General features: G+C 71.7%; 16 protein-coding genes. 7 read left to right on the forward strand and 9 right to left on the reverse strand.

From position 1 onward, the window contains the following. Positions 1–7 precede the first annotated feature (7 nt). Positions 8–796: an ABC transporter permease gene (locus F4554_RS20680; protein WP_179789097.1), complete on the reverse strand. Its 789-nt coding sequence runs from the start codon at positions 794–796 to the stop codon at positions 8–10. Then, positions 793–1,806: an ATP-binding cassette domain-containing protein gene (locus tag F4554_RS20685; RefSeq protein ID WP_179789098.1), complete on the reverse strand. Its 1,014-nt coding sequence runs from the start codon at positions 1,804–1,806 to the stop codon at positions 793–795. Before F4554_RS20685 ends, F4554_RS20680 begins: the two co-directional genes overlap by 4 nt. Positions 1,807–2,378: 572 nt before the next feature. Between F4554_RS20685 and srmL the strand changes: the two genes are divergently transcribed. Then, positions 2,379–3,542, forward strand: coding sequence for a PheS-related mystery ligase SrmL (gene srmL / locus F4554_RS20690; protein ID WP_179789099.1), 1,164 nt, complete (start codon positions 2,379–2,381; stop codon positions 3,540–3,542). 33 nt (positions 3,543–3,575) lie between these two features. On the opposite strand, the gene F4554_RS20695 is transcribed toward srmL, so the two are convergent. The 3 genes from F4554_RS20695 to F4554_RS20705 all read right to left on the reverse strand — a co-directional run bounded on the left by F4554_RS20695 (position 3,576) and on the right by F4554_RS20705 (position 6,787). Further along, positions 3,576–4,862, reverse strand: coding sequence for an MFS transporter (locus tag F4554_RS20695; protein ID WP_179789100.1), 1,287 nt, complete (start codon positions 4,860–4,862; stop codon positions 3,576–3,578). Between the two features lie 72 nt (positions 4,863–4,934). Further along, a complete protein-coding gene (locus F4554_RS20700; RefSeq protein ID WP_179789101.1) occupies positions 4,935–5,585 on the reverse strand; it encodes a DUF1707 and DUF4870 domain-containing protein in 651 nt (216 codons plus the stop codon). Positions 5,586–5,707: 122 nt separating this feature from the next. Further along, complete coding sequence (locus tag F4554_RS20705) at positions 5,708–6,787, reverse strand: alpha/beta hydrolase (RefSeq protein ID WP_179789102.1); 1,080 nt, start codon at positions 6,785–6,787, stop codon at positions 5,708–5,710. Between the two features lie 567 nt (positions 6,788–7,354). On the opposite strand from F4554_RS20705, the gene F4554_RS20710 reads away from it, so the two are divergent. After that, positions 7,355–8,155 (forward strand): NAD-dependent epimerase/dehydratase family protein, encoded by an 801-nt coding sequence (locus tag F4554_RS20710; protein ID WP_179789103.1) that lies wholly within the window; start codon positions 7,355–7,357, stop codon positions 8,153–8,155. Between the two features lie 10 nt (positions 8,156–8,165). On the opposite strand, the gene F4554_RS20715 is transcribed toward F4554_RS20710, so the two are convergent. Continuing rightward, a complete protein-coding gene (locus F4554_RS20715) occupies positions 8,166–9,164 on the reverse strand; it encodes an LLM class F420-dependent oxidoreductase (protein WP_337796131.1) in 999 nt (332 codons plus the stop codon). A gap of 652 nt (positions 9,165–9,816) precedes the next feature. Between F4554_RS20715 and F4554_RS20720 the strand changes: the two genes are divergently transcribed. Further along, positions 9,817–11,190 (forward strand): glycosyltransferase, encoded by a 1,374-nt coding sequence (locus F4554_RS20720; RefSeq protein WP_179789104.1) that lies wholly within the window; start codon positions 9,817–9,819, stop codon positions 11,188–11,190. Between the two features lie 59 nt (positions 11,191–11,249). Then, on the forward strand, positions 11,250–13,022 hold the full coding sequence (locus tag F4554_RS20725) for a sulfatase-like hydrolase/transferase (RefSeq protein ID WP_179789105.1): 1,773 nt from the start codon (positions 11,250–11,252) through the stop codon (positions 13,020–13,022). A 47-nt stretch (positions 13,023–13,069) separates the two neighbouring features. On the opposite strand, the gene F4554_RS20730 is transcribed toward F4554_RS20725, so the two are convergent. Then, complete coding sequence (locus F4554_RS20730; protein ID WP_179789106.1) at positions 13,070–14,302, reverse strand: esterase-like activity of phytase family protein; 1,233 nt, start codon at positions 14,300–14,302, stop codon at positions 13,070–13,072. Between the two features lie 318 nt (positions 14,303–14,620). Between F4554_RS20730 and F4554_RS31570 the strand changes: the two genes are divergently transcribed. Both F4554_RS31570 and F4554_RS20740 read left to right on the forward strand, forming a co-directional pair. After that, on the forward strand, positions 14,621–15,913 hold the full coding sequence (locus F4554_RS31570; RefSeq protein WP_202889395.1) for an RNA-guided endonuclease InsQ/TnpB family protein: 1,293 nt from the start codon (positions 14,621–14,623) through the stop codon (positions 15,911–15,913). A gap of 285 nt (positions 15,914–16,198) precedes the next feature. Then, on the forward strand, positions 16,199–16,840 hold the full coding sequence (locus tag F4554_RS20740; protein WP_179789107.1) for an HdeD family acid-resistance protein: 642 nt from the start codon (positions 16,199–16,201) through the stop codon (positions 16,838–16,840). Positions 16,841–16,877: 37 nt separating this feature from the next. Here F4554_RS20740 and F4554_RS20745 read toward each other — a convergent pair whose 3' ends face one another. Next, positions 16,878–17,381 (reverse strand): hypothetical protein, encoded by a 504-nt coding sequence (locus tag F4554_RS20745; RefSeq protein ID WP_179789108.1) that lies wholly within the window; start codon positions 17,379–17,381, stop codon positions 16,878–16,880. Continuing rightward, a complete protein-coding gene (locus F4554_RS20750; protein WP_179789109.1) occupies positions 17,359–18,378 on the reverse strand; it encodes a DUF308 domain-containing protein in 1,020 nt (339 codons plus the stop codon). The genes F4554_RS20745 and F4554_RS20750 overlap by 23 nt, the downstream gene beginning before the upstream one ends. 159 nt (positions 18,379–18,537) lie before the next feature. On the opposite strand from F4554_RS20750, the gene F4554_RS20755 reads away from it, so the two are divergent. Further along, positions 18,538–19,098, forward strand: a complete 561-nt coding sequence (locus tag F4554_RS20755; protein WP_179789110.1) for a flavodoxin domain-containing protein — start codon at positions 18,538–18,540, stop codon at positions 19,096–19,098. Positions 19,099–19,120: the final 22 nt, after the last annotated feature.

Here is a 19,120-nt window from a genome sequence, read left to right on the forward strand (position 1 = left end):
GTGAGGCTCAGGCGTCGCGTTTGTGGAACAGCGCCGTCGCGGCGGCGAGCACGGCGGCCACCCAGGCGGTGAAGGTGAGGCTGCTGGCCAGGCGGCTCGGCAGGTCGGCGACCCGCGGTCTGTCGCTGCCGAGGTCGTTCATGGTCTGGGACATGGCGTTGCCTGCCGTGAACGGCAGGTAGTGGACGTACCCCCGCAGCGACTCCAGCGCGGGGATCATGGTGAGCGCGGTGAGCAGCGGCTCCACGACCAGGGGGACGACGAAGAGCAGCACCATCGCCGCCGGCAGGTTGCGCAGCAGGCCGCCCAGACCGAGGCCGAGCAGACCCCACAGCACGACGAACCCGAGGTAGCCACCCAGCGCCGGGCCGACGGGCGCGTCGAACAGCGGCAGCGACTGGCCCGACAACACCCTGGCCACCGCCCAGTTCAGCGCCACGCTGACCACGGCCACCACCAGCGACAAGCCGATCACCATCGCGGCCTTGGCGAGCACGAGCGAGCCGCGCCGGGGCACCGCGGTCAGGGTGGGCAGGATCGTTCCGTGGCGGTACTCGTGGCCGAACGCGAAGACACCGACGATCCCCATGAACACCGCAGTGAAGGGCAGCGGGCTGAACGCGGACCCGCCGGTGAGGATCACCCCGGCCATCTCGGCGCTGATCGTGTTCTCCCGGCCGAAGTACGCGACCACACCGGCGACCCCGGCGCTCAGCAGCAGGGCCAGGGCGGTGAGCCAGTACGTGGAGCGGATGGTGCGGATCCGGATCCACTCGAACCGCAGGGCGTCGATCATCGAGACTCTCCGGAGGACGGGATGGCGGACGAGGAAGGCGAGGAAACGGGGGTGGCGGGCTCCCCACGGTGGGCGTCGGCAACGTCCTGCGCGGTCACCTGGCCGAGCTGGGCGACGTACTCCTCCGAACCGCCGGTCGCCTCCAGGAAGGCCTCCTCCAGCGTGGCGGTCCGGGTGGTGAGCTCGTGCAGGACCACGCCGGCGGAGAACGCGAGCTCGCCCACCTTGGCCTGGTCCAGGCCGTTGACCACCAGGCTGCCGTCGCCCTGGGGCTCGGTCCACACCTGCTGCGCGCGCAGCGCCTCGGTCAGCCGGTCGGCCTGAGGCGTACGGACGACAACGGCGGTGTGGGAGGCCGCGCGTACGAAGTCCTGGACCTCGCCGGAGGTGATCAGCCGGCCACGGCCGATCACCACCAGCCGGTCGGCCATCAGCCCCATCTCGGCCAGCAGGTGGCTGGAGACGAACACGGTGCGCCCGGTGGAGGCGAAGGACTTCAGGAAGTTGCGCAGCCAGGTGATGCCCTGCGGGTCCAGGCCGTTGGCCGGCTCGTCGAGGATCAGCGTGTGCGGGTCGCCGAGCAGCGCGCAGGCCAGGCCGAGCCGTTGCCCCATTCCGAGCGAGAACGACTTCGGCTTGCGGCCGGCGACGTCGGTCAGCCCGACGTGGTCGAGGACGACGTCGACCCGCTGCCGCGGGATGCCGTTGGCGGCCGCCAGCATCGTCAGGTGGTTGCGGGCGGTCCGGGTCGGGTGGAACGCCTTCGCCTCCAGCACCGCGCCGACGTGCCGCATCGGGTGGGTGAGCCGGGAGTAGGGCTTGCCGTCGAAACGGGTCTGCCCGCCGCCGTGGTCCAGGCCGAGCATCAGCCGCATGGTGGTGGACTTGCCCGCACCGTTGGGGCCGAGGAAACCGGTCACCACGCCGGGTTCGACGCTGAACGACAGGTCGTCCACCGCGCGTTTCCCGCCGTAGGTCTTGGTGAGGTTCCTCGCCTCGATTCGTCCCACGGATGCCTCCCGACACCTTGGTTCGCACACACCTGGCCTGCCAGGACGTGTCCCAGCCGTCCCCAACCGTAGGCGGTGGGCAACCCCGCGGCGTGGCCCGCCGGGTGGAGTTTGCCCGGCTCTGCGTCCGCCCTGAGGAGGAGAGCGACCTCCTCAGGGCTCCTCGGAGACTCCTCGGGCACTCTGCGGGCACTCTGCGGGCACTCTGCGGGCACCCCTCAGGCCCCTCAGGCCCCTCAGGCCCCTCAGGCCCCTGGGCATGGCGGCGCACGGTGTCCGGCGCGTACCTTTGTCGGCATGGGCGTACCCGGGCGGCGATTTCTCCGCCCCGGCCGGCACCGCGGTGCCGTCGGGGTGGAGTGCCGGGCATGCCCGGGTGCCGCGTTCGTCAGTGTCTCCTTCTGTCTGTTTCGGTCTCCTGCGGCCGAACGACTGAACGTCTGAACGTCTGAACGCGAACCACCGGGCGCCGTCGGCGGCGTTCTCCTCGGTGGATCCCGCGGCCGGTCGGGGTGTGCGAGTCCTTTCACCCCGTTCCACCCACCGCGAACGATCTTTCGAGGAGTACTCCGATGTCGACCCTTTCGCCCGCGCAGCTGCGGGCCTGTCTCTCGATCCGCGACCTGTCCGACCCGGCACAGGGCCCGCACGCCCTCCAACTCGTGGTCGACGACCTGGCCGCCGCCCTGGGTTCGGCCTGGGACGCCGAGGTCCGTGTCGTACGGTCCTCTCCCGTCGTCTCCCTCGCCGACAACTACGACAACCTGGGCTACGCCGCCGACGCCGTGACGCGCGAGGAGCGCTACACCCGTTACGCCGACGCCGGTCACGTGCTGCGGAGCCACAGCAGCGCGATGATCCCGGGCGCGCTTCGCCAACTCGCCGCCGACGCCGATCTCGAGGCCACGGCCACGGTCGGCGGGTCACCGGCCGACGTGCTGCTGGTCTGCCCCGGCATGTGTTACCGGCGGGACAGCATCGACTGGCAGCACACGGGTACGCCGCACCAGCTCGACCTGTGGCGCGTACGCCGCGACCGGCCCTGCACCGACGCCGACCTCACCGAGATGGTCGGGCAGGTGGTGGAGGCGGCGCTGCCGGGCAGTCGCTGGCGTACCGAACCGAAGGTCCACCCCTACACCGAGCACGGCCGCCAGATCGACGTGTGGTGGCAGGGCCGCTGGGTGGAGATCGGCGAGTGCGGGCTGGCCGCACCCGGCGTGCTGGCCGGCGCCGGGTTGCCCGTACCCACCTGGACCGGCCTGGCGATGGGCCTCGGACTGGACCGGCTGCTGATGCTCGGCAAGGGCGTCCCGGACATCCGGTTGCTCCGGTCGGTCGACCCCCGGGTGGCCGGCCAGATGCTGGACCGGTCGACGTACCGGCCGGTCTCCCACCAGCCGCCGGTACGCCGCGACCTGTCCGTGGTGGTGGACGCCGGCGTGGACACCTCGGCCGAACTGCTCGGCGACCGGGTACGCACGGCCCTGGGCGCGGACGCCGACGTCGTGGAGACCGTCGAGGTGCCGGCCGAGACGTCGTACGACGAACTGCCCGAGGCCGCGCGGACCCGGCTGGGCATCGCACCGGGCCAGCGGAACGTGCTGGTCCGGCTGGTGGTGCGGGCCCTGGACCGCACGCTCACCGACGCCGACGCCAACCGGTTGCGGGACCAGGTGTACGCCGAACTGCACCAGGGCGCCGTCTCGGAGTGGGCGACCGGCGCGGGGCGGTGAGGCGTCGGGCGCGGAGGCGCGGGTGACGGCTCGTCAGCCGTCGATGTTGGCCGGGCCGTGGGCGCGGGCGGCGGTTTCGCCCGCGGCCACCGTCCCGGCCCACCCGCCGCCGGTGTTGTCGCCATCGGCGTTGCCGCCGCCGGCCGCGCCGCGGAGCAGCCCGGCCGCGACGAAGATGAGCGCCACGAAGGCGAGCGGGATGACCAGCGCCCACGTCAGCCCGGCCCGGTGGGCGACGGCTCCGATCGCCACCGGGCCGAGCACCGCGCCCAGGTAGCCCGCCGACACCACCGGGCCGAGGACCGACACGCGGTTCTTCGTCCCGGTGTTGCCTGCGGCGCTGAACACCACCGGCACCGCCGGCCCGATCCCGAACCCGGCGACGGCGAAGCCCACCAGCGCCACCGTCGGCCCGGGCGCGAGCAGGAAGACGGCGTACCCCAGCGCACCCAGCGCGGCGCCGGCGCGCGCCACCACCACCGGGCCGTACCTCGCGCCCACCCGGTCCGCGATCAGCCTGGACGCCGTCATCGCACCGGAGAACACCGACAGCCCGAGCGCGGCCAGCCCGACGGAGGCACCGAGGCTCTCGTTCAGATAGACGGCGCTCCAGTCGGCGATCGCCCCCTCGCCGAGGAACGAGCCGAACCCCATCGCCGCCATCATCACCACCACGACGACGCGCACCGGTGGCCGTCGCCCGCCCGGCACCTCCACGTGGTGGCCGGTGACCGCCGCCTCCTGGTCGGGGCGCAGCAGGCGGGCGAGGAACGGCGCGCTGACCAGCGCGCACACCGCACCGGCCACGATGAAGTGCACGCGGACGTCCACGCCTTCGCGGGCCACCAGCGCCGCGATCGCCGAACCCACCATCGAGCCGAGGCTCCACAGGCCGTGGAAGCCGGACATGATCGGCCGGCCGTACAGGCGTTCGACCGCCACGGCGTGCGCGTTCATCGCGACGTCCAGCATTCCGCCGATCAGGCCGAGCACGGCCAGCGCGGCGGTCAGCGTCACCAGGTCGGTGGCGAACGCCGGACCGACCAGCGCGACGGCCTGCACCGGAACGAGGATGCGCATCGCCAGACCGGTGCGGCCCGCCCGCTCCATCCGGCCGGTAAGCCTGGTGCCCACCAACAGGCCGACCGCGAGCCCGCCGAGCGCTATGCCGAGGGCGCCGTTGTCGAGGTCGAGAGCCTGCTTGATGGACGGGATCCGGGGTGCCCAGGTCGCGAAGACGGCCGCGTGGACGAGGAACGTCACGGCCACCGCGAGGCGGGCCCGGCGTACCTCCGGCGGCGGTGCGGGTGCGCGCGTCACCCGTCGACCCTACGGGGTGGGTCCCCCTCACCCACCCTGTAGGCCGTACGCACGTCAGCCCGTACGTGCTCGCTACTTCATCAGGCGAACCGACCAGGGATAACGCCAGCGGTTACCGCACAGCGACGACATCCCCGCGATGCCCGACAGCAGCATCCAGGCCAGGATCAGCGGGACGTACATCACCGCGCCGATCCCGAACGTGATGCCGCTCAGGATCCCGGCCGCGATGCAGGCACCGAGGAAGGTGAGCTGGAAGTTGGTCGCCTCGACGGCCTGCTCACGCACGAACGCCGACCGCTGGCCCGCCGTCGCCGCGATCACCAGCGGTCCGACGAACAGTGTGGGTACGCCCGACCAGTGGGCGAGCAGCGCCAGGGAGCGGTCCGTCCCGCTCGGCACGGCACCCGGGCGACCGGTCGGCACGCGCGGGGCAGTGCTCCAGGTGCCCGAGGCGCCCGAGGCGCCCGAGGCGCTCGGTGCACCGGTGTCCGGCAACGGGAGCCCGCGCAGCGCATGGGCGAGTTCGGCGCGGTCGACAGCGGCCAGTGCGCCGCCCACCCGCAGGTCGAGTTCGGTGTGGTCGATCCGGCCCTCGGCGTAGGCCGTCTGCAGCATCTCCACGGCCCGCTCGCGTTCGGCGTCCCCGATCCGCAGCGATCCCGCCGGCGACGTGTGCTGCGGGGAGGTGTGCTGCGAAGTGAAGCCAGTTCCAGCGTTCATGGGGTCGATGATTGCCGTCCGCGCGACGTCGGCCATCGGGGTAAGTCCCTGATCGCTCCCCCAACCGACCCTGGCGTACGCCGACCCGCCCCGGCGACCCGGGTTTGCCCTGGCCGGCCCGGCTACTCGGGTGGGCGCGAGGGCGGTGCCGACGTGACCGCGCCGTCGTGGCCGAGCGCGATCCGCACCAGGTTGCGCAGGGACTCCGTGCCGGGCGCGAGGTAGCCGCTGTGGCCGCGGGCACCCTTGGTGGCGAAGATCCTGGCGCCGAACGCGGGGTCCATCGGGCTCGGTCCGTGGCCGTAGTCGCCGACGCGTACGAACGGGACGTACCTGATCGGGTCACCGGCGGCGAGTCCCGCCCAGACCCGGGCGGTGTGCGACAGGCCGGAGGCGGTGCGGTGCCGCACCCCAGGGCTGCCGAACACGGCGATGTCGTCCACCTGTTTGGGCAGGTCGCTGAGGCCGCAGACCACCGAGCCGTAGCTGTGGCAGAACAGCCCGACCGGGGCCGAGGTGTACGCCGACAGGCCGGCGAGGAACCGCTGCAGCCGGGCCGCGCCCACCCGGGCCAGGCTGCCCTGCATCGCGGCGGCGCCGGCGTCGACCGGCGTGGCGTAGCCGGCCCAGGCGATCACCGCCAGCCGGGTGCCCGGCTGCTGGCGTTCGGCCTCCGCGCGCATGGCCCGGGCGCCGGCAGCGATTCCGCCGGGCTCGTCCAGGTGGTACAGGTCCGCGCCCGCGCCGGGCACCAGCACTGCCACCCGGTCCGCGGTCGCCAGGTCACCGAACACCTCGACGGCCAGGCCGCGTTCGCGGGGGTCGAGCGCGAGGATCTGCCGGTCGCGCAGGTCCAGCACGCCGCGCCAGACACCGGACCTGGCCACCTCGTGCCGGTTCGCGGCGTATCGCAGGGCAGGGGGTACGCCGTCCAGGTTGCCGACCACCGCGGGGTAGCGCGTGGCCAGGCCCTTCTGCTCGGCGGCGGGTAACCCGGCGAAATACGCCGCCACCGAGGCCGGCGACGCGCCGCTGAGACTGGGCAGTGGGCGCCCGTCGAAGGAGGCCCGCTGCCAGGCCGCCGTGCCCGGGAGATCGGGTCGGGTGTTGGTCGCGCCGGCCGGGGTGATGGCGGGTCCGGCGCCGGTGAGCGCCGTCAGCGCGGCCAGGGTCGCGAGCACGATCCGCCGGGATCGAACCATCCGCTCGTCGTTCCTTCCATTCCGACGTCACCAACGTGCCAGCCGTTGAGTAAGACCGCACAGATGCGGAACGGAGCGAACGGTGGCCTACCTCGCCCCCGTCTGCCGCGTCGGCCGCGACGCCTCCCCAGAGTAGGCGAGCCGGCTGGGCGAGCCTTCCGGGGTACCACCGCTGGTCCCGTACGGGACCACTCATGCCCGCCGAAGGCGCACGTCATCCCGGATGTTCCTACTGTCCGTGGTGTCCGGACCCGGCCTCGTCCCGCGGCAGTTCGTGGGTTCGCCTGTGCCGAGCCCGGGCTGGACCTGGGCTGGACCTGGGCTGGGTCACCGGCGTTTCCGGTCGGCACCGACCGTGACCGGGCCGGTCTCGTACGCGAAGGTCACCGCCTGTGCCCGGTCACGTAGGTCCGGCTTGGTGAAGATCCGGCCGATGTGGGTCTGGGGTCGCCGGCGATCTCGTCCGCGGCGGAACCGGCCGCGGCCCGGGGTCGCGTCGGCCCCGCGGAACCGCGATGATGCGGAGGACGCCGGCCGGGCGTCGGCGGTGACTTCGGGGAGGTCTGCATGCGGGTACTCGTCATCGGCGGTTCCGGGCTGGTGGGTGGGCTGGTTCTCCCCCGGCTCGCCGAGCGGCACGACCTCCGCGTGTTCGACCTGAAGCCGCCGCGCTCCGACGTCGACGTCGAGTACGTGGCCGGTGACCTGCGCGACGTCGCCGCGGTGACCCGGGCCGTCGAGGGTGTCGACGCGATGATCTTCATGGCGATGGGGCCGATGGCCGGATGGGGCAGCATCGACAACGCCCGCGCCCACTTCGAGGTGGCGGCGCCCGGCCTGCACGTGGCGTTGCGGGCCGCGCACGAGGCCGGGGTCACACACGCGGTCTACACCAGCAGCATGTCGGTGTACGCCGAGCCGGCGGTGGACGACCCGCGCGCCGACGACGACATCCCGCGAGACGACACGATCTCGATCAGCCCGGGCGTGCCCGGACGTGACCGCTACCCCGACGAGTCCACCCCGCCGGACGCGACCGACTTCTACGGCCTCGCCAAGCGGATGGGCGAGGAGGTCTGCCGCAACGCGGTGGAGGTGTACGGCATGAGTGTGGTGGCGCTGCGGCTGTGTCACCCCGTCGCCGACGACGACTTCCCGCGTACGGACCACCCGCGTGCCCGGCTGATCTGCACCTCCGCCCGGGACGTCGCCCGCGCCCTGCTGGCGGCGCTGGACCGGCGCGGCCACGGGTTCGAGCCGTTCGCGATCAGCGGCGACGGCGCCGAACGGCTGGTCCCGATGACCAGGGCGCGTGAGCTGCTGGGCTGGACGCCGCTGGACAGCACCGACCAGCCCGACAAGCGGTGAGGCCGCCGCCTCACAGCTCCCGCAGGGCCGGCAGCAGTTCCTTGGTGGCCCAGGCGACGAACTCCTCCTGGTGGTCGCCGCCGATCTGCACCAACGCCACGTGCGTGTAGCCGGCGTCGACGTACGCCTTGATCGCCTGCACGTGCGTGGCGACGTCCGGACCGCACGGGATCTGCTCGGACACGTCGTCGGGCCTGACGAACTGCGTCGCCATCTCGAACGCCGTCGGACCCGGCAGCTCGGAGTTGACCTTCCACCCGCCGGCGAACCAGCGGAACTGCTCGTGGGCACGGCGCTTGGCGGCCTCGGCGTCGGTGTCGTAACACACCGGGATCTGGCCGATACGCGGCTTGCCGGTGCCGCCGAACTCGTCGTACATCCTGCCCAGCTCCGGCTTGGGCTCGGTGGCGATCAGCGCGTCGCCGTAGTGGGCGGCGATCCGCACCGACTGCGGCCCGGAGGCCGCGACCCCGATCTTCGGCGGCGTCGGCGGCAGGTCCCAGAGCCTGGCCGACTCCACCTTGAAGTGCTCACCGTCGTACCGGAGATAGCCGCCGTCCCACAGCTCACGGATGATCTCGATCGCCTCGGTCAGCATCTCGTGGCGTACGTCGACCGGTGGCCAGCCGCCGCCCACGACGTGCTCGTTGAGGTTCTCCCCCGCGCCGAGGCCGAGGGTGAACCGCCCCTCGCTGAGCAGCGCGACCGTTGCGGCCTTCTGCGCGACGACCGCCGGGTGGTAGCGCCTGATCGGGCAGGTGACGTACGTCATCAGCGGGATCCGCGAGGTGGCCTGGGCGACCGCGCCCAGCACCGACCAGGCGTACGGAGAGTGGCCCTGCGCGTCCAGCCAGGGGAAGTAGTGGTCGCTCATCACCGCGAAGTCGAAGCCGGCCTCCTCGGCCAGGCACGCGTCGCGTACGAGCTGGGCCGGGCCGGCCTGCTCGCACATCATCGTGTAGCCGAACTCCACCATGGTCACTCCCTCGTCGGTTCGGGCCGGGGTCACCGGGTCCTCGCGCCTGTGGGATGTACTTCCCGGGACACGTCGCCGAACACGTGGCCGCCGGTCGCTCCGTGCCGCACAGTGACGCCGGACATCTGTCCCGCACACGTACGGCCCGATCCGTCACCGCGCTCCTGCGAACTGCCGGGACTGCTGGTAGGAAGGGTGACGATGAAGGTAATACCGGTACGACCAGAACCGCCGCCAACCCGCGGCTCGCAGCCCAGCCGCGCAGGCCGGGCGCACCAGGAGGTAGGTGCGCGCCGATACCTGTGGGCCGACAGTGGGACCTCCCACGCGTACGGCTAACCGACCCGACGAGAACGAGCCAGTTGCTTCGGCGCCCTCGCGGCGCCCTTTTTTCCGCGGCGAGTACCGCGGCAGACCTCCACGACCCGACGCCTGAGCGGCAGGCGGAGGCACCACGAGGTGTCTCCGACCGTGGCCGCTGAGCCGCTGTCAGGTCACTGACCGGTCGCTTCGAAAGCGCGCCCGTCGACCCACGTCGACCGCGGCGCCCGACGACCACCGGCACACGATCACACCGGTACACGATCACCGCGGGGGGCGGTTTTCGAGCTCCGGCGGCGCTGCCGCCTGCTCTCTATAGCTAGGAAACGCCTGCATGCCTGTAGTCCGCACCACCGTCCGTCGCATGACCCTCACCGCTTTGCTGATCTTCTCCGCCGCTGCGTCCCTGACCATGTCCCGGTGGCTGCACCACGGCCTGGCCAGCGTGTACGGGTTCGCCGTCTTCAGCATCCTGGGCACGAAGCTGTTGCTGTCCCTGCTGCCCGCGAGGCGGTGGCCGAAGCCGAACCCGCGCCGCCGGATCGGCGCGATCGTCACGATCTACAACGAGGACCCGGACCTGCTGCGCTCGTGCCTGGACTCGCTGCTTGTCCAGTCGTACCCCCTGCGCCGGATCGTGGTCGTCGACGACGCCTCCCAGGACCCGGCCGCGTTCGAGGTGGCCAGGGAGTACGCCGCAGTCCACGACCGGATCAGCGTGTTCCGCCAGCCGGAGAACCTCGGCAAGCGGCACGGGCTCGCGGTCGGCTTCCGGGCGATGGCCGGGGAGGTGGACATCTTCGTGTGCGTGGACTCCGACTCGGTGCTGGAGCCCACGGCGGTGTACGAGGGCCTGCGCCCGTTCGGGCGCCGGCGGGTCACCGCCACCACCGGGCTGGTCCTCCCCCTCAACCACGACCACAACGTGCTGACCCGGATGCAGGACGTGAGGTACGCCAACGCGTTCCTCGGTGAGCGGGCGGCATACTCCCGGTTCGGGTCGGTGCTGTGCGTGTGCGGGATCCTCGCGTTCTACCGGGCGGACGTCGTACTCCGGCATCTCGACGACTTCCTCACCCAGGAGTTCCTGGGCAAGCCCGCGATCACCGGCGACGACCGCAGGATGACGAACTACTGCCTGAGCGAGGGCCGGGTGGTGTTCGTGGAGTCCGCGATCGCGCACACCGCCGTACCCGAGCGCTTCAACCACTTCGTCCGCCAGCAGGCCCGGTGGGGCAGGTCCTTCTTCCGCGAGTCGCTGTGGGTCCTCGGCAACCTGTCCCTCACCAGGCCGGCGTGGTGGCTCACCCTGCTCGAGCTCGCGCAGTGGGCGGTCTTCTCCTCGATCCTGCTGTACGTGCTGGTGGTGCACACGTTGCTGACCGGCGAGATCCTCGTGCTGCACTACCTGTGGTTCGTGGGGCTGATGTCGCTGGCGCGGTCCGTGCGCTACTTCGACGTACGCCGGGAGGGGCAGAGCGTCTGGTCGCGGTTCCTGACGTTCGCGACGTCGCCGCTCTACGGCTACGTCAACCTGCTGGTGATGCTGCCGCTGCGGTTCTGGTCCCTGGTCACCCTGCGCTCCACCGGGTGGGGCACCCGGGCGCGGGTCGAGGTGGCACTGCGCCGGAAGCCGGAGCCGGAGCTGCCGGTGCGGGAGCGGTCGGAGCGGTCGGAGCCGTCGGAGCGGAAGCAGACGGAACGGGAACGGGAACGGGAGTACGTCGACGCCGCCTGACCCCTGCCGGCTCCGGTCGCGCCGGGCGTGTTGTCCGCGCCGGCTGGTAGGAAGGTCCGGTGAAGGCGATCCTGGTGCTCTTCGACACGCTCAACCGGCGCTTCCTGCCGCCCTACGGCAACGACTGGGTGCACGCGCCCAACTTCGCCCGGCTGGCACGGCGGTCCGCGACGTTCGACCGGTGCTACGGCGGCAGCATGCCGTGCATCCCGGCCCGTCGTGAGCTGCACACCGGCCGCTACAACTTCCTGCACCGCGACTGGGGTCCGCTGGAGCCGTTCGACGACTCGATGCCTCAGCTGCTGAGCGAGCACGGCGTCTACACCCACCTGGCCAGCGACCATCAGCACTACTGGGAGGACGGCGGTGCGACCTACCACGGCCGCTACGACTCCTGGGAGTTCTTCCGCGGGCAGGAGGGCGACGCCTGGAAGGGCCAGGTGGCCGACCCGCACGTGCCCGACAGCCCCAAGATCAACCGCGGCGCGACCTGGCGGCAGGACTGGATCAACCGCGAGCACCTGCGCCAGGAGGAGGACCACCCGCAAAGCCGCACCTTCGACGCGGGGATCGAGTTCCTCGACACCAACCACGCGCAGGACAACTGGTTCCTGCACCTGGAGACGTTCGACCCGCACGAGCCGTTCTTCACGTACAAGCAGTACAAGGATCTCTATCCGCACGCCTACGCCGGACCACACCACGACTGGCCCGACTACAAGCGGGTGACCGAGCGGCCCGAGGTGGTCGAGCACGTGCGGTTCGAGTACGCCTCGCTGCTCAGCATGTGCGACCACTCGCTGGGCCGGGTGCTGGACGCCATGGACGCCCACGACCTGTGGTCGGACACCATGCTGATCGTGGCCACCGACCACGGCTTCCTGCTCGGCGAGCACGGCTGGTGGGGCAAGAACGCCCAGCCGTGGTACGACGAGAACATCCACAACCCCTTGTTCGTATGGGATCCGCGCGCACCGCACGCGGCCGGGCAACGCCGGTCCAGCCTGGTGCAGACGATCGACATCGCGCCCACCCTGCTGGACCACTTCGGTGTGGAGCGCTCGCCGGACATGCACGGCGTGCCGCTGCGCGCGACGGTCGCGGACGACACACCGGTGCGTGAGGTGGGGCTGTTCGGCAGCTTCGGCGGCCACGTCAACATCACCGACGGGCGGTACGTCTACATGCGGGCGTGCGCCGAGCCGGCCAACGGCCCGCTGTACGGCTACACCCTGATGCCCACGCACATGCGCGAACGCTTCGGCGTCGACGAGCTACGCGACGCCCAGCTCAGCCCGCCGTTCGGGTTCACCAAGGGCTGCCCGGTGCTTCGCGTGCCGGGCGAGCCGCTGGCGAACACCTACCTGCACGGCTCGATGCTGTTCGACCTCGACAACGACCCGCACCAGGACGACCCGCTGGTCGACGACGAGATCGAGACCCGCCTGGCCGGCCTGATGGTGGAGCTGATGCGGGCCGAGGAGGCGCCGCCGGAGCAGTTCACCCGGCTGGGTCTGCCGGCCACCGCGGACATCGGGCCGGAGCACCTGCTGCTGCGCCGCCAGCGCGAGCAGGTGCGTCAGGCCACCACGCCGCTGCCACAGCCGGAGGAGTTCCCCGCCGGTGCGCACACGCTCACCACGCCGGTGGCCGAGCTGCTGGCCGACCCCGGCGCTGTGGCCTCGATGGAGTCCGCCGTACCCGGCCTGTTGGACAACCCGCGGGTCGCCACCCTCGGCCACCTGTCGCTGCGCGAGCTCGCCGCGGTGGCCCCCGGTGTGCTCGACGGCGAACGCCTGCGGCGGCTGGCGCACGCACTCGCGGCCGGCTGACGTCCCGCAGGGTCAGCGCGGGGTGGCGCAGGGTCCAGTGGGCGGGGTCAGTGGACTGCAAGCGCCACCACCTGGGTTACCTGCGTGGGGTTGAAGTTGTCGTCGGAGACGAACACCAGCGTCCGCTCACCGCTCGGCAGCCGGGGCCCCCAGGCCATCGCCTCCAGGTTGTCCACGTGCGGGAGGCCGGTGCCGGCGAAGTCGGCGAAGTCGACCACCAGGCGCTTGCGCACCGGCCGGTAACCGCCGTCGGCCAGGCTCTGCCGGTGGAGCACGTTCGTCGCGCCGCGGTCGTCGATCTCGTACAACCGGATGCTGTTGCCCACGCCGGACGCGTAGGAGCGTTCCAGGACGAGATAGTGGTGCCGGTCGACGGCCAGGAGCTCGCTGACCCCGTTGTCGGCGGAGCCGGTCGATGGGTTCGGCGCCACCGGGATCGGGTCGAGGGGGTACGCCAGCTGCCGGAACGCCCGGCCGGTGCGCTTGTCGTACCACGTCAGCCGGTTGGCCGCGCCGTGGTCGACGGTCGGCAGCGGGCCGTCCTGGTAGAGCGGACCCTCCATCGACGTCACCAGCCGGCGCCCGTCGGTGGTGAGGGTCATTCCCTCGAACGTCGCGTTCGCCCGGGGCCCCACCTCGCCGACGCTCATCGCCAGGTCGGCCGGGCCGGTGAACTGGCGTACGTACTTCCCTGCCGTTGTCGCCTGGCGTACCCACGGGTCGATCAGCGCGGGCGCGGACCCGTCGGCGGGCACCACCCGCTTGCCCTCGCTGGTCCAGTACAGGCTGCCGTCGCGGGGGTCGACGCGGATCGACTCCGGGTCGGCCACCTCCGGGTCGTCGCCGGCGAACGGCGGGAAGACCGAGCCGTCGGTGCGTTCGAGCGCGGTGGCGCCGGTGAACCGGATCTCCCCCACGCCTGCGCCGGAGACGTCGAACCGGGCGGTGAACATGCGCACCGGGCCGTCCTCGGAGTCGTCGGACAGCAGATACCACTCACCGGTACGCGGGTCGCGGTCGAGGCCGGAGAGCTCGCCGACGGACAGGCCGCCGACGACCAGCCCCTTCGGAACGGTTCGCACACCGAGCAGTCGCGGCGTACCGACTGCCGGGTCGTTGCGGCCGGCACGAACGCCATGAACGACGGCCGCGGACACCACGGGCGGCCGAGCGCCGGCCGCGGTGTTCGGTGCCGCGGCGGCGGGGCCGGTGGTGAGCGCGACGCCGAGCAGCGGCGTGACCAACGCGGCGGACAGGACGAGTGCGGTGGACCTACCCATGCGCGCCATCCAACTCGATCCCATCCGGCCCGGCCATTTGCCACGCCTTCCGATCTCTGTCGACGGCGCAAGTTGGCCAGAAGTTCGCCGTCGGTACGCGGATGCCTTCACTGGTCGCTGACCGCGATCGCTCCTTTCAACCAGCGCACGAGTTCGCCGATCAACACCTGTGGCGCGTACCGGACGGGCGGGTGCACGTGGTCGGGTTCGTCACGGACACCGGATGGGCGTACGACAGGGAGACGCTGTGGCCCTGGTGCTGGTAGTCCGGTCGCGGCGTACCCAAGGCTGTCGGTCCTTTCGTCTACGGTCGGCTGGGTGAGTATTCGGCAGCGTCTCTACCCCGAGCCCGGCCAGGTGGTCGGGTTGGTGGAGCACTGCCATCACGCGCGGTTCGTGTACAACATCGGGCTGGAGCAGCGCGCCATGTGGCGCCGCGACAAGCACGTGCGCGGCGACCGGTCCGCGGCCAAGGTCACCACGAGCACGCAGATGCGGGAGTTGGCCCAACTCCGCGGCGAACTGGACTGGCTACGCGCGGGGTCATCCTCGGTACAGCAGGCTGCGCTACGCGACCTCGACCGCGCCTTCACCAACTTCTACGCCGGACGTGCCAGGTATCCACAGTTCAAGGAGCGCAACGATCGGGAGGGCGGGTTCGTGATCCGCGACCTCACCGTCCACCGCCTGAACCGCAAGTGGGGAGTGGTCACCGTCCCGAAGGTCGGGGCGGTGCGGTTCCGGATCTCCCGGCTCTGGGCCGACGTCGAGGCGGCCAGCAGTGCGCGGGTCACCCGTCGCAACGGCCGCTGGCACATCGCGTTCACCACCCCCACTGCGCCGAAGATCAAGGCGAGCACGGGTGCGGTGGTCGGGATCGACCGGGGCGTGAAGAACACCCTCGCGACGAGCGAGGGCCGGATGGTGCAGGCACCGTCCCTCACGGCTGCCGAGCAGGCCCGGTTCCTGGCGCTGCAACAGCACCTGACCCGCCAGCGAAATGGTTCCCGGCGACGGAGACGGACGCTGGACAGGTTGGCGGTACTGCGCCGCCGTCTGGAGGACCGGCGCACGGACTGGGTCGAGCAGACCACCACCGACCTGGCCCACACCTACGACTTGCTCGCGGTCGAAGATCTGCGTGTGCCGAACATGGTGCGCCGACCGGTGCCGAAGCCAGATCCCGCCCAGCCGGGCGTCTTCGTCCCGAACGGGGCACGGGCGAAAGCAACCCTGAACAGGGCGATCCTGGCCTCTGTGTGGGGCCGGTTCCTCACCCGGCTCGAACACAAGATGCCCGAGGGGGCAGTGGTCCGCGTGGACCCGAAGAACACCAGTTGTACGTGTGCGGCCTGCGGGCACTGCGCACCCGGGAACCGCGAGAGCCAAGCGGCCTTCGAGTGCGAAGCCTGCGGACATCAGGCACACGCCGACACCAACGCCGCCGTCAACATCCTGGCGCGCGGCCTCTCAACCATTCCCGAGGAGTCGGGATATACGGCAGGACACGAGGCGAGGCAACAACCCTCGGGCCGAAAGGCAGCCGTGAACGGGCGTATCAGTCCAACAGCCACATCCGCTGCTGGCAACGCCAACCAACCGGCCGCGTGAGCGGTACGGGAATCCCCAGACTTCAGTCCAGGGAGGATGTCAATTCACCCGATCAGGATGAGCCGCGGACAGATCGCGGGAGACATCGTTCACCTGTACGCCGGAATGGCGTGCGCGAAGCGGAAGGCCGTCCAGGTGTGTGCCGCGGCACAGCCGGACCCGACCCAAGGGGTGGCGATGTCAGGCGAATCCCCAGAGACCCCCCAGCGTCCGCAGCGCGGGACTCCCACGGCACAGGGCGCACAGATTCCGGAACAGACACCACAAGGAACCCGTGCCGAGGAGATGCCCACCAGGGAGGCCCGGATGGGCGGCGAGGCGCCGGGGATGGAGATTGCGGAGTCGGTCAGCAAGCTGTGGTGGGTCTACCTCGCCGTCGGCGTCCTGTGGACGTTGTACGGCATGTTCGTACTGAGCCTGCGCCCGGCGGCGATCGTGACGCTGGCCATCCTCGTCGGCATCGCGTTCATCCTCGGCGGGATCTCGCAGTTCATGCACGCCTCACGCGCCGACAACTGGCGGTGGCTGTGGATCGTGGGTGGCGTCCTGGGGGTCGCGGCCGGGGTCGCGACCTTCGTGTGGCCGGGGATGACGTTGTTCGTGCTCTCGGTGTTCGTGGCGTGGTACCTCGTGCTGAGCGGGATCTTCACGCTCATCGCCAGCCTGGCCTCGGTCCGGCGGCCCCTGTGGTGGGCAGGCCTCATCCTCGGTGCGCTGGAGATCGTGCTGGGCATGTGGGCGATCAGCTCGCCCGGTCGCGAGGTGCTGCTCCTGGTCAACCTGGTCGGGATCGGCATGATCCTGTACGGCGTCACGGAGATCTTCGCGGCGTTCACCGTCCGCAAGCTCCCCGAACTCGTCGGACAGGCCCAGGCCTCCAGCGGCCGGGGCCGCATTCCGGGGCAGGGCCGGTCGGCACCTGTCTGAGCCGAGCGGAGACGAGGAGCCTGATCCTGCGCTGAACTCAGTGCAGGATCAGGCTCTTCACACCGATGATGGCCAGGCCCAGGACGAGGTTGACGAACCCCGACAGCACGATCACGGAGCGGCTCGCGCCGGCCTGGGCGGTGGCGAACACCGCCCAGCCGACTCCGCCGGTGACCGCGACCACGAGCGCCAGCCAGCTTGCGACGTTCGCCGGCCAGCCCAGCAGAGCGCCGGCGAAGGCCAGCGCCGCCGGCGGGAACGCCGCCTGCACGATCGGCCACTCATGCCTCGCCACGGCGCGGATGCGCGCCATGGGCAGGTCCGGCTGGTCGGTGCTGCCCATGAGACGCGCGTAGACGTGCGCCAGCCAGAACACCACGCCGGTGGCCAGTACGGCGACGCCGAGGTCCAGCGGGGCAAGTGGGTGGTCGCCCGCCCCGGCGCCGGCCACGACCGAGCCGGCGAGCAGGGAGCCGTACACCGCGCCGGCGTAGTCGGCCCGCGGTGTACGAGCCGGTTCAGCCGCCTGCCGCGACGCCATGGTCGGCCCGGTCCCGATGCGCCGGCCGGTGGGCCGCCGCGTTCCGGACCTGGAACGCCTGCACGATGGTCAGGACGCCGAGGACGACCGCATATCCGCCGAGGACGTCGGCGGCCACGGTGAGCGAGGCCTCGGGGTACGCCAGCACCGCGATGCTCGCCGCGATCGCCAGCAGGCCGCCCAGCATGGCCGGGCCGCGCCCGGGCCGGGCCCGCCCCACGAACTCCGACAGGGCCGCGATCACCCCCGCCACCAGCCAGAACAGCCCGGCCACCAGGCCGAGCGTGGCCACGGTGCCACCGACGCCACGGACCAGCAGGACGCCCACGACCAGCGCCTCGATGCCGAGCAGTGCCACCAGTACGCGGCGGCCGCCGTCCACGTCCGGCGCCGCCATCGCCCGGAGCAGGTGGCACAGGCCGTACAGCAGGATCTGTGCGCCGAGCAGGACGCCGATCGTCCTCGTGGTGGGGTTCGGCCAGCCGGCCGGCGTCACGTGGATCCACGCGACCACGGCAGCGCCGAGCAGGAGGCTCGCACAGCCGAGGAACAGGACGGCGCCCCAACTGTCCCCCAGGGCGAGCAGGACGGTGGCCACGCCACGGCTGCTGCTGGTGCTGCCGGTACCGCGCCGGCCTCGACCGCGGTGCGGAGTGGATCGCGCGCCGTCACCCGCCTGGGGCGACGGGAGGTCTGGCACCGGGGCGGGAACCTCCGGCGGTTCCAGCGCCTGCGGCGGTTCCAGCGTCTGCGGGGGTTCCGGGATCGGCGACGATTCAGGAGCCGGTGGCTCGGAGGTGTGCGGTGACTCGGAGGTGTGCGGTGACTCGGGAGTCTGCGGTGGCTCGGGATTCTGCGGTGGTTCGGGTGCCTGTGGCGAGCCGTTGGGGGCGGAGCCGGCGGCGCTCGGGTCGGACGGCATCACTGCACTCCCCTCGGCCGGGCCGGACTGGTCCCGCATCAGCAGGCTGACCAGTGAGGTCTGCCTCGACACCACCCGCCGGGGATGAACCCACGCCGTCCGGGTCGTGCCGTAACGGGCCGCCGACGGGACCTCCGCCCCTGTCCCGGTCGTACAGGCGCGGGGTCCGATGGTCGAAGGCGCCGAGGTACGCGGGTGTGCCGGGCGTGCGGGAGTTGACGTGCGGGGAGGTGCATGGTGACGACGCGCGTGCTCGTGGCGTACGCGACCAGGAACCGCGCGACCGCCGGCATCGCCGAGCGGATCGGTGCGGACCTGATCTCGGCCGGGCTGGACGTACAGGTCGCCCCGGCGAAGGCGGTGCACACCGTCAAGGGATACGACGCCTGTGTGCTCGGCAGCGCGATCTACGCCGGGCGCTGGGAACACGACGCCCGCCAGTTCGCCGACCGCTTCGGGGACGAGCTGGCCGGCCATCCGGTGTGGCTGTTCAGCAGCGGACCACTGGACCGGTCGGCTGAGGAACGCGAGATCCCACCGGTGGACACCGCCCGCGCCGCGGCGCAGAAGGTGCACGCGCGCGGCCACCGGACGTTCGGCGGCCGCCTGCGCGAGGACGCGCGCGGCTTCTTCGGCCTGGCCCGGCGGATGGGGCGCCGCGGGGCCGCCGACTACCGCGACGAGCAGGCGATCGACTCGTGGGCGCACGAACTTGCCCGCGAGCTCGGCGCCGACGGGTCACCGACCGACGGGTCACCGACCGGCCGGCCGCCGTCCGACGAGCCTTCGTCCTGACCAGCCCTGCGCAGCTCGGGGA

Source organism: Actinopolymorpha rutila, assembly GCF_013407855.1.
GTDB lineage: Bacteria > Actinomycetota > Actinomycetes > Propionibacteriales > Actinopolymorphaceae > Actinopolymorpha > Actinopolymorpha rutila.

Excerpts from the sequence above, each read along its gene's own strand:
- F4554_RS20710 (WP_179789103.1), top strand. The coding sequence starts at position 7,355 with ATGCGGGTACTCGTCATCGGCGGTTCCGGGCTGGTGGGTGGGCTGGTT.
- F4554_RS20720 (WP_179789104.1), top strand. The coding sequence starts at position 9,817 with ATGACCCTCACCGCTTTGCTGATCTTCTCCGCCGCTGCGTCCCTGACC.
- F4554_RS20740 (WP_179789107.1), top strand. The coding sequence starts at position 16,199 with ATGCCCACCAGGGAGGCCCGGATGGGCGGCGAGGCGCCGGGGATGGAG.
- F4554_RS20700 (WP_179789101.1), bottom strand. The coding sequence starts at position 5,585 with ATGAACGCTGGAACTGGCTTCACTTCGCAGCACACCTCCCCGCAGCAC.
- F4554_RS20745 (WP_179789108.1), bottom strand. The coding sequence starts at position 17,381 with ATGGCGTCGCGGCAGGCGGCTGAACCGGCTCGTACACCGCGGGCCGAC.
- F4554_RS20755 (WP_179789110.1), top strand. The coding sequence starts at position 18,538 with ATGGTGACGACGCGCGTGCTCGTGGCGTACGCGACCAGGAACCGCGCG.
- F4554_RS20730 (WP_179789106.1), bottom strand. The coding sequence starts at position 14,302 with ATGGGTAGGTCCACCGCACTCGTCCTGTCCGCCGCGTTGGTCACGCCG.
- F4554_RS20705 (WP_179789102.1), bottom strand. The coding sequence starts at position 6,787 with ATGGTTCGATCCCGGCGGATCGTGCTCGCGACCCTGGCCGCGCTGACG.
- srmL (WP_179789099.1), top strand. The coding sequence starts at position 2,379 with ATGTCGACCCTTTCGCCCGCGCAGCTGCGGGCCTGTCTCTCGATCCGC.
- F4554_RS20680 (WP_179789097.1), bottom strand. The coding sequence starts at position 796 with ATGATCGACGCCCTGCGGTTCGAGTGGATCCGGATCCGCACCATCCGC.